Genomic DNA, 7,995 nt, shown 5'->3' with positions numbered 1-7,995 from the left:
GCCGGCCGGGGCCGCGGCCCCGAAGGTCGCGGCTACTCGACGGCCGCGTCGAACATCGAGCTCTCGATGGCGGCGAGGTCGACCGCCTGCATCTCCTCCGACAGCTCGTAGCCTTCGGCGTCGGCCTTGACGGCCGCCTTGTCGAAGTTGTTGGCCGGCTCGACCAGCGCGTTGGTCAGCACGTTCTCGGCCTCGATCGGCTCGGAGATCTGGCCCATCTCGTGGATCGTGTCGAAGAAGGACTGCCAGCTCTCCATGTCGTGCCAGCCCCAGCCGCCGCGCTTTTCCATGTCGCCGCGGAAGACGTTGATCTGCTGCATGATCGACATGGTGCCGACCTCGGGGCCGAGATTGCTGGCCAGCGTCGGGAACTCCTCGAACACCATCTCCACGGCCGCGCGCGGGTTGTGATAGGCGAACTCCATGCCCTTGGCCCAGCCGCGCAGATACTCCTCGAGGAAGGCGCGCTTTTCCGGATCCTCCACATCGGCGCGGCGCACCACGAAGGTGTTGGCCGGGAAGTTGGAGTGCAGCACGCCGAGCCAGTACTCGAAGTCGAGCCCGGTCGAGATCCACTCGGCGCGCAGCCCTTCCCACGACAGCGCGGCGTCGCCCTGGCCGGCGGCGAGCGCGGTGCCCCAGGTCGGCCAGCCGGCCTCGACATAGTTGATCTTCGACACGTCGACGCCCTGGGCGGCGAGCAGCGGGTCGGTGATCGACTGCCAGGCGGCCGAGCCGAGCAGGATGGTCTTGCCCTCGAGCTCCTTCAGGTCGCGGACGCCCTCGCCCTTGCGGAAGGCGAAGCCGAAGGTGTCGCGCGCGCCCATGTGCCACACCGACATCAGGTCCATGCCGTTGTCGATGGCGAAGGCGAAGATGCCGGGCGACGGAAAGCCCATGTCGGCCTGGCCGACGTCGACGAACTTGACGGTCGCCGTGCCGTCCGAGGGGCCGGGCTGCATCTCGGTGTCGAGCTCGCCGAAATAGCCCATCTTCCTGGCGACCCAGTAGGGGTAGTCGTCGAGCACCTCGAGCGTGCCGCGCGGCGAGATCCAGGTGAAGGTGTCGTAGGGCTCGGCGCGCGCGCCGCGCACCATGCCCGGCACGCCGAGCGCGCTCGCCGTCACCACGCCGGCGCCGGTGACCTGCAGGAAATAGCGGCGGCTGACGGGCGCCCGGCCGAACTGTCCGATGGTCTTGTCACTCATGGCACTTTTCCCTCTGTGGTCGTCGTCGATTGCAGCACCTGCCGGCGCGCGCCGCCCGCGCCGCGGTCAGGTCTCCCAGCTCGCCCATTTCTTGCCGATCAGGAAGAACGTCGTGTAGATCAGGATGCCGAGGATCGACAGGATCAGCACGACGGCGAAGAACTGCGGCATCTGGATCATCGAGGAATAGGTGGTCAGCCGGTTGCCCAGCCCGAAGCCGCCGCCCACCATCTCCGCGCCGACCGCCGTCAGCAGGCCGAAGATGGCGCCGATCATCAGCCCGACCAGGATCATCGGCAGCGCCATCGGCGCGCGGATCTTCCAGAAGATCTGCAGCGTGCTGGCGCCATAGGAGCGGGCGAGCGCGATCTTGGCGCTGTCGACGCGGCGGAAGCCGGTCGCCGAGTTGATCATCACCATCGGCCCGGAGGCGAGCGCCACGGCGATGATGCGCGGCTCGTAGCCGAAGCCGAAGCGCAGGATGAGCAGCGGCACCAGCGCCAGCATCGGCGTGGTGACGAGCAGCAGGATGTAGGGCGCGATCACCTTTTCCGCGAAGGGGAACTGGGTGACGACGGCCGCCAGCACCAGGCCGACCGAGGCGCCGATGGCGAAGCCGGCGAACAGCTCGACCAGCGTGTGGCCGAGATGCGGCGCGATCAGCGGGAACTCGGTGACGAGCGCCCGGAAGATGGCGCTCGGCGGCGGCATGATGTAGTGCGGCACCTCGAACAGCCGCAGCGAGGCTTCGACGCCGCCGACGATGACCACCGCGACGGCGAGGATCGCCAGCACCTCGGCCATCGACTTGACGCCGATGCCGCCGGAGAACGCCGACAGGTTGGTCAGGCTGACGGACTGTCCGTCGCCGCCGCCGCTCTTGCGGAACTGGGGGATGGTGTCGGAGCTGTTGGCCACCGCTTTGCCTCCGGACCTCAATCGACGCGTTCGGGTTCGGCCGGCGCGGACTTCAGGCTGGTCCGCTTGCCGACGATCTCCATCTTGATGGCGTTGGTGAGGTCGAACACCTCCTTGGTCGCCATGATCTCAAGCGAGCGCGGCCGCGCGAAGGGCACCGGATAGACGCTCGCCACCCGCCCCGGCCGGCCGCTCAGCACCACGACGCGGTCGGACAGGAAGATCGCCTCCTCGATGCTGTGGGTGATGAAGACGATGGTCGTCGGGCTGTCGAGCCAGATCTCCTCGACCAGCCGGTTCATGTCCTCGCGGGTGAAGGTGTCGAGCGCGCCGAACGGCTCGTCCATCAAAAGCACCTGCGGCTTGAGCGACAGCGCACGCACGATCGCCGCGCGCTGCTGCATGCCGCCCGACAGCTCGCGCGGGAACTTGCCGCCGAAGCCGTCCAGCCCGACGCGGTGCAGCAGATGGTCGATCCAGGCGCGGTCGGGCTTCTGCCCCTTGATCTCGAAGGGGAAGCGGATGTTGGCGTCGAGGTCGCGCCACGGCAGCAGGTTCGCCTCCTGGAAGACAATGCCGATGTCGGGATGCGGGCCGTCGATGCGCCGGCCGTCGAGCGTCACCTGGCCGCTCGTCAGGCCGTGCAGGCCCGACATGCTCCACAGCAGCGTGGTCTTGCCGCAGCCGGACGGGCCGACGATCGAGACGATCTCGTTGGCGTTGACGTGCAGCGAGCAGCGGTCGAGCGCCTTAAGGTCGCCGGACGCGGTGGCGTAGACCTTCGTCGCGTCCTGCACCACGAGCTTGGGAGTTGTGCCGTCGACCGCGTTCATGCGCCCCTCTGTGGAAGGCCCCGAAATGCCTGACGGGCGTTTCTCGCGACGCCCTCCAAGCAGTCTGTAACTATCCTACTTTTCTGTCAAGCGGCCCCGCGGACCATGGCAGACCCGATCTCGGAATTTCTGGAAAAACCCTTTTAAATCCGTCGCTTTGCCTCGGTTGAAAAGCATGTGACTTTCCTACATACTGGCGACCGCGCCGGCGTCGCCGACGGCGAGCCCGGCATCGTGAAAAGCGCAGCGGGACCGGCGGTCCGGGCGGCGGCGCGCAGCATCGGCCAACGGGGGAAGCGGACGCGGGTGATGACGATCGAAGCCGAAGGCGCCGCCGCACCCGCAGCCGAGGAGACGGCCGCCGGCGACGGCGCCCGCACCGCGCAGCCCAAGCGCATCCCCGACATCATCTCGCAGGTGAAGGACAGCTACGGGGACCTGCGGCCGGCCGAGCGGCGGGTCGCCGACGTTGTGCTCGACGACGTGCGCTTCGCCGTCGACGCCTCCAACGCCGCGCTGGCGCGGCGCGCGGCGGTCAGCGAGCCGACGGTGACGCGGTTCTGCCGCGCCATCGGCTGCGAGGGGGTGCGCGACTTCAAGCTCAAGCTGGCGCAGAGCCTGGTGGTCGGCGCGCTCTATCTGACGAAGCCGCCGCGCAAGGGCGGCGAGACGGAGATGCCGTTCTGGGGGGCGGTGTTCGGCGAGGCGCGGCGCGCGCTCGAGGAGGCCGAGCGTCAGCTCGACCCGGCGGCGGTCGCGCGGGCGGCCGAGCTGATCGCGCGGGCCCGCCAGGTCGCGGTGTTCGGGCTCGGCGGCAGCTCGTCGGCGCTGGCGCAGGAGACGCAGTACCGGCTGTTCCGCTACGGCGTGGCGGTGAGCGCGCACTCCGACCCCTATGTCATGCGCATGACCGCCTCGACGCTGAAGCCCAACGACCTGGTGATCGCGCTGTCGGCCACCGGGCGCACGCGCGAGGTGATCGAGGCGGTGGAGCTGGCCAAGCACTACCGCGCCAGGGCGCTCGGCATCACCGCGCCGAACTCGGAGCTGGCGCGGGTGTGCGACGTCGGCCTGACCGTGGCGGTGCCGGAATATCCCGACACGCTGAAGCCGACCGCCTCGCGCTTCGCCTTCCTGGCGATCATCGACCTGATGTCGGTGGCGGCCGGCTACCGGCTCGACGAATCGGCGCGCGAGACGCTGCGCCGCATCAAGTACAACGTGCTCACCCACCGTGGCAGTGGCCCGCAGATGGAACCGCTCGGCGACTGAACGCGCGCCGGCACGCATGGCGCAAGGCGCGCTTGCGCCGCCCCAGAAAGGACAACCCGGACATGCTCGACATCGCACCGACCAAGCAGGCCGAAGGCTGGCTCGCCGATTTCGCGGCAGCGCTCGAGACGGGCGAGCCCGGGCGGGTCGCCGCGCTGTTCGCCGACGAGTGCTACTGGCGCGACCTGCTGACCTTCACCTGGACCATCAAGACCGTGGAAGGCCGGGCGGCGGTCGCCGACATGCTCGCCGCCACGCTCGCCGCCACCCGGCCGCACGGCTTCGCGCTCGACGGCGAGGCCGGCACGGAGGATGGCGCCGTCGCCGCCTGGTTCACCTTCGAGACGGCGGTGGCGCGCGGCCGCGGCATGATGCGGCTGAAGGGCGGGCGCTGCTGGACGCTGTTCACCGCCATGCAGGCGCTCAAGGGCCACGAGGAGCCGGTCGGCGAGCGCCGCGCGACGGGCGTGCGGCACGGCGCCGATCCCGACCGCGAGACCTGGACGGAGCGCCGCCGGCGCGAGAGCGCCGCGCTCGGCCGCACCACGCAGCCCTACTGCCTGGTGATCGGCGGCGGCCAGGGCGGCATCGCGCTCGGCGCGCGGCTCAAGCTCGCCGGCGTGCCGACGCTGATCGTCGAGAAGAACGCGCGCGCCGGCGATTCCTGGCGCAACCGCTACCGCTCGCTCGTGCTGCACGACCCGGTGTGGTACGACCACATGCCCTACATCCCGTTCCCCGAGCACTGGCCGGTCTTCACGCCCAAGGACAAGATGGGCGACTGGCTCGAGGCCTACGTCTCGCTGATGGAGCTCGACTACTGGACGGGCACCACCTGCCGCAGCGCCAGCTACGACGCGGCCGACAAGACCTGGACGGTGACGCTCGAGCGCGGCGGCGAGACGCTGACCGTGCGGCCGAAGCAGCTGGTCTTCGCCACCGGCGCCTACGGCCCGCCGAAGCGGCTGGCGCTGCCCGGGGCGGAGGACTTCGCCGGCGAGCTGCTGCACTCGGCCGACTATGCCGACGGCGCGCGCTACCGCGGCAAGCGCTGCGTCGTCATCGGCGCGGCGAGCTCGGGCCACGACGTCAGCGTCGACCTGTGGGAGGCCGGCGCCGCGGTGACCATGGTGCAGCGCTCGCCGACCACGGTGGTGCGCTCCGACACGCTGATGGAGCTCGGCTTCGAGATCTATTCGGAGGCCGCGCTGCGGCGCGGCATCACCACCGAGGTGGCCGACATGATGGTCGCCTCGATGCCCTTCGCGCTGCTGCCCGACGCGCAGCGCCGGCTCTATGCCGAGATCCGCGCCCGCGACGCCGCCTTCTACGACAGGCTGGCGGCGGCCGGCTTCGCGCTCGACTTCGGCGAGGACGACAGCGGCCTGATGATGAAGGCCTACCGCACCGGCTCGGGCTACTACATCGACGTCGGCGCCAGCGACCTGATCATCGACGGCAAGATCGCGGTCAGGAGCGGCGTCGGCGTCGAGCGGCTGACGCGCGACGGCGTGCGCCTGACGGACGGCTCGGAGCTCGCCGCCGACATGGTGGTGGCGTGCACCGGCTACCACTCGATGCACGAGACGGTGGCCGGCATCGTCTCGCGCGAGGCGGCCGACCGCATCGGCCCGTGCTGGGGCCTCGGCTCGGGCGTGCGCAACGATCCCGGCCCCTGGCAGGGCGAGCTGCGCAACATGTGGAAACCGACCGCGCACGAGGCGCTGTGGTTCCACGGCGGCAACCTGGCGCTGTCGCGCTTCTACTCGAAATATGTCGCGCTGCAGATCAAGGCGCGCATGGAAGGCATCGCCACCCCCGTCTACCAGCCCCCCGAGGCCGCCTGAACGCGGGCGCGAAGAGCGGCGAATCCGTTCGTGTCCGGTTCGTCGGCGGGCATGACGGAACCGCCAGGTCTTGTTGCGCTTGCCGGCGACCGGAGTGGCGCGGTGGGTATCCGGGCGACGAGCCGGACAGGCGTCGACTGCCGCTCGCACCGGCATCTCCCCCGCGCGGGGAGGGCGGGCGGCGGTCACTCTTCGGGTTCGGTGGTGAACAGCAGCGGGAAGCCCTGGGCGCGGCCGGCGTCGGTGGCGCGGGTCGCCTTGGTCTCGGCGACGTCCCTGGGGAAGACCGCGACCACGCAGGTGCCGCGGCGGTGGGCGGTGATCATCACCCGGTAGGCCTGGTCGTCGGTCAGGCGGAACTCGCCCTTCAGCACCGTGACGACGAACTCGCGCGGCGTGAAGTCGTCATTGACGAGAATGACCTTGTGCAGCTTCGGCCGCTCGGTCCTGGGCTTGGTTCGCGCGCGCGGCTTCGTGCGGGTGCCGGGCGGACCCGGCGGGTCGGCGAGGCGCGGCGCGGAGGCGGCGGGTCGGACCGCGCGGGGCGGGACGCGCGCCGCCGCGCTCAGGCGCCGCGCGCGGCCAGCCGCTCGCGGCGGCGCCGGTTCCAGTGCCGCACGCGCAGGCGCGGCGCGATCCACCAGGCGATCGGCGCGGCCAGCACGAAGCTCGCCACGACGACGGCCGGGATCAGGTATTTCCACTGCTCCTGCAGCGAGGGAAAGGACAGAACCGCGATGGCGCCGGTGCCGAACAGCACCGCGTTGACCGGCAGGTAGAGCACGCCGGCGATCGATGTTCGTGTGCGCATGGCTCACACCTCCTTTGTAGCGCAAACGCCGGGCCGGCGCCACGGGTTCCGACCGACCGGGCGCGGCGGCCGGCCGCTCCGCGTCAACGACGCGCGTGGCGCCGGCAACGATGAGGCCGTCGCCAGCACGCCGCGCGCGCCACGCGAGGCAGACCGATGACCGCTCGCCGGCGTGCCCGCCGTCTCGCCAGCGTGGCGGCTGGGTGCGGTGACGGGCGGCCGGGGCGATAGCGGCGGCATGGCGGGCCGGCGATCGGGCCGGCATGGTGGAGCGCATCGACGGCCGGCGCGCCCGTCTCGCGGCCGGGTTCGACCGCGGCGAGGCGCAGCGGCCGGCCTGGCAGGCTTCGTTCGTGGCCGTGCGGTCGGCGCCGAACGCCGCAACCGGATGATGCGCGCGCTGCGGGAAAGCCGGGAGGACGGCCGCTGCGCGGCATTGGCGCGAGCGCCTGGCGCTACGCCAGGAAGCGCCCGGCCGCGCGGTTTGCCCGGCGCGACGCCCCGTCCGGCGTGGCCGGCGCGCTCGACGCGGCGCGGAGGCGCAGAGGAAGACGGCGGACGAGCTCGCCGTGCCGATGGCCCGGCCGGGTTGCGGCCGGCGCGGCGGACGCTTCGGCAGCGGCTTCGGCCGCGCATGAGGGGGGTGGCAGGGCGACGCGGTGCGCGCTGACCGGCGTGGCGGGCGGCGCGCTTCAGGCGCCTTCCAGCCCGGCCTCGATCAGGTTGAGCGGCAGGCGGCCGCCGCGCGACCAGGCGTGCAGCACGCGGCCGGCCACCGCCTCGCGGCGCACCGCGTCGGCCGCCTCGATGCCGAGTTCCGTGCACACCGCCTCGATCGCGCCATGCAGCCGCTCGAGCTCGTCGGGATCGTAGATGCCCGCGTTCGGATTGACGAAACTGCCCATGGCCGTGTCTCCCGCTCGCGGGTCCCGGCGACGCGCCATCATCCAACCTCCCGGCCGTCGCCTCGCCCGCGCGCGGCCATCCTGCGGCCGCAGCCTGTCATACTGCACAATTGCGGCAGGGCTGTGAAGCGCGCGCCGATTGCATTGCGCCGGTGGGCGCGAGGCCCGCGCGGCCGGCGACGGAGCGCGACGTCGCTCACG

Annotated in this window: 8 protein-coding genes and 1 pseudogene; 3 read left to right on the top strand and 6 right to left on the bottom strand. The window is 71.4% G+C overall.

The window, feature by feature from the left end; translation table 11 throughout:
* Positions 1-32: 32 nt before the first annotated feature.
* From N1F89_RS19830 to N1F89_RS19820, 3 genes are all read right to left on the bottom strand, one after another.
* Complete coding sequence (locus tag N1F89_RS19830) at positions 33-1,208, bottom strand: ABC transporter substrate-binding protein (protein ID WP_290086183.1); 1,176 nt, start codon at positions 1,206-1,208, stop codon at positions 33-35.
* A gap of 66 nt (positions 1,209-1,274) precedes the next feature.
* Positions 1,275-2,126: an ABC transporter permease subunit gene (locus tag N1F89_RS19825; protein ID WP_290086181.1), complete on the bottom strand. Its 852-nt coding sequence runs from the start codon at positions 2,124-2,126 to the stop codon at positions 1,275-1,277.
* 17 nt (positions 2,127-2,143) lie between these two features.
* On the bottom strand, positions 2,144-2,959 hold the full coding sequence (locus tag N1F89_RS19820) for an ABC transporter ATP-binding protein (protein WP_290086180.1): 816 nt from the start codon (positions 2,957-2,959) through the stop codon (positions 2,144-2,146).
* 309 nt (positions 2,960-3,268) lie between these two features.
* Between N1F89_RS19820 and N1F89_RS19815 the strand changes: the two genes are divergently transcribed.
* Positions 3,269-4,231, top strand: coding sequence for a MurR/RpiR family transcriptional regulator (locus N1F89_RS19815; protein ID WP_290086178.1), 963 nt, complete (start codon positions 3,269-3,271; stop codon positions 4,229-4,231).
* Between the two features lie 62 nt (positions 4,232-4,293).
* Positions 4,294-6,078, top strand: a complete 1,785-nt coding sequence (locus N1F89_RS19810; protein WP_290086176.1) for an NAD(P)/FAD-dependent oxidoreductase — start codon at positions 4,294-4,296, stop codon at positions 6,076-6,078.
* A gap of 185 nt (positions 6,079-6,263) precedes the next feature.
* Here the strand turns inward: N1F89_RS19810 and clpS are convergent.
* A pseudogene (gene clpS / locus N1F89_RS19805) lies at positions 6,264-6,554 on the bottom strand (ATP-dependent Clp protease adapter ClpS); the annotation flags it as partial.
* 89 nt (positions 6,555-6,643) lie between these two features.
* Positions 6,644-6,889 carry a hypothetical protein gene (locus N1F89_RS19800; protein WP_290086174.1) on the bottom strand — a complete coding sequence of 82 codons (246 nt, stop codon included), beginning with the start codon at positions 6,887-6,889 and terminating at the stop codon, positions 6,644-6,646.
* Between the two features lie 263 nt (positions 6,890-7,152).
* Here N1F89_RS19800 and N1F89_RS19795 point away from each other — a divergent pair, with 263 nt between their 5' ends.
* The gene (locus N1F89_RS19795; protein ID WP_290086173.1) at positions 7,153-7,281 is read left to right on the top strand and encodes a hypothetical protein; all 129 of its coding nucleotides are present in this window, start codon (positions 7,153-7,155) and stop codon (positions 7,279-7,281) included.
* 300 nt (positions 7,282-7,581) lie between these two features.
* Here the strand turns inward: N1F89_RS19795 and N1F89_RS19790 are convergent, their stop codons facing one another.
* Positions 7,582-7,794, bottom strand: a complete 213-nt coding sequence (locus tag N1F89_RS19790; RefSeq protein ID WP_290086172.1) for a hypothetical protein — start codon at positions 7,792-7,794, stop codon at positions 7,582-7,584.
* Positions 7,795-7,995: the final 201 nt, after the last annotated feature.

It is taken from the genome of Aquibium sp. A9E412, assembly GCF_030398335.1.
Taxonomy (GTDB): Bacteria; Pseudomonadota; Alphaproteobacteria; order Rhizobiales; family Rhizobiaceae; genus A9E412.
The sequence above is the reverse complement of the archived record's forward strand: the minus strand, read 5'-3'. Positions and strand labels throughout refer to the sequence as shown.